The 1,234-nt window shown below is 67.9% G+C and carries 2 protein-coding genes; both read left to right on the top strand.

All coding sequences use genetic code 11. The annotated features are described in order from the left end of the window. A partial coding sequence (gene rlmH / locus AC1D34_RS23800; protein WP_476825506.1) for a 23S rRNA (pseudouridine(1915)-N(3))-methyltransferase RlmH occupies window positions 1-413 on the top strand: 413 nt, incomplete at its 5' end. Then, window positions 410-1,234 (top strand): murein hydrolase activator EnvC family protein (locus AC1D34_RS23795; protein ID WP_476825505.1); only part of this gene is annotated, 825 nt, incomplete at its 3' end. The genes rlmH and AC1D34_RS23795, both read left to right, overlap by 4 nt.

The following is a 1,234-nucleotide window of genomic DNA, read 5'->3' as shown; positions in this document are numbered from 1 at the left end:
ACCGCGAACGTAGCCATGGTCTCGGGCGCAGTCTTGGCCTGACTGGGCCCGATGTCACGGAGCTGCCTGAAAGCCGGGCGCGGCGGTCTGAAGAGCGCAAGCGCGATGAGGCTGCCGCGATCCTCTCAAAGCTCTCGCCGGGGCTGCTGATCGCCCTCGACGAGCGTGGCAGGAGCCTGACAAGCGATGCCTTCGCCGGCAGGATCGCCGCCGCGCGAGACGCCGGTACGGGTACCGCGAGCCTCGTGATCGGTGGTGCGGACGGGCTGGATGAGACCATTCGGGATCGTGCTGATCTGACGCTGGCCTTCGGGGCCCTGACATTGCCGCATCAGCTCGTGCGCGTGCTTGCGTTGGAGCAGCTCTACAGGGCCATGACGATTATCGCCGGACATCCCTATCATCGCGCATGACGTCCGTCGCATCAGTGATTCGAGCCAGTTCGCGCCGCCTCGGCAGCGTCGCTTTGCTATGGCTCGCGCTCGGTCTCGGTCATCTGCCGGTCAATGCTCAGGAGCCGGCGCCCGATCCGGATCGCGTGGCGCCCGAAATCGCGCAGAAACAGGCGGAGAAACAGGCCCGCGAAGCCGAGTTGAAGGCGATCGAGGAACGGCTGGCCGGCAATGCCGAGGCGCGAACCAAGCTGGAGGCTGAGATCGCCACGATCCGGGCCGATCGGGCCGGTCTCAACAAGGCGCTGCTCGAGACGACGACCCGTACCCAGGGGGTCGAACGTCGTATTGGCGCGATCGAGGAGCGGCTGGCGCTTCTGCAGACCAGCGAAACCGCGATCCGGCGTTCCCTCGAAGGCCGCCGCGGCTTGATCGGCGAAGTCCTGGCCGCGCTCCAGCGGATCGGCCGCCGGCCGCCGCCGGCCGTTTTGGTGCGGCCGGAGGATATCCTGGAGGCGGTGCGCGCCTCGATGCTGCTGGGCGCCGTGGTGCCCGATCTGCGCCAGGAGATCGAGATCCTCAGCACAGATCTCGGCGAGCTGGTGCGGTTGCGCGGCGGGATCGCGGAAGAGCGCAAGGCGATGACCGGTGAGCTGGAAACGCTCGCGGGCGAGCGCCAGCGCCTTGCTTCGCTGATCGACGCCAGGCGCGAGCGCGAGGCCAGCGCCGCCAAGGATATCGAGGCGCAGCGCGGGATGAGCGGAGAGCTTGCGGCGCAGGCGAAGGGCCTGCGCGATTTCGTCGAGCGCATCGAGAAGGAAATCTCCGTCGCGAATCGCGCC

Source organism: Allobosea sp. P1_A7, from assembly GCF_056406775.1.
Note: the sequence above shows the minus strand (reverse complement) of the source record. Positions and strands in the feature narration are given on the sequence as shown.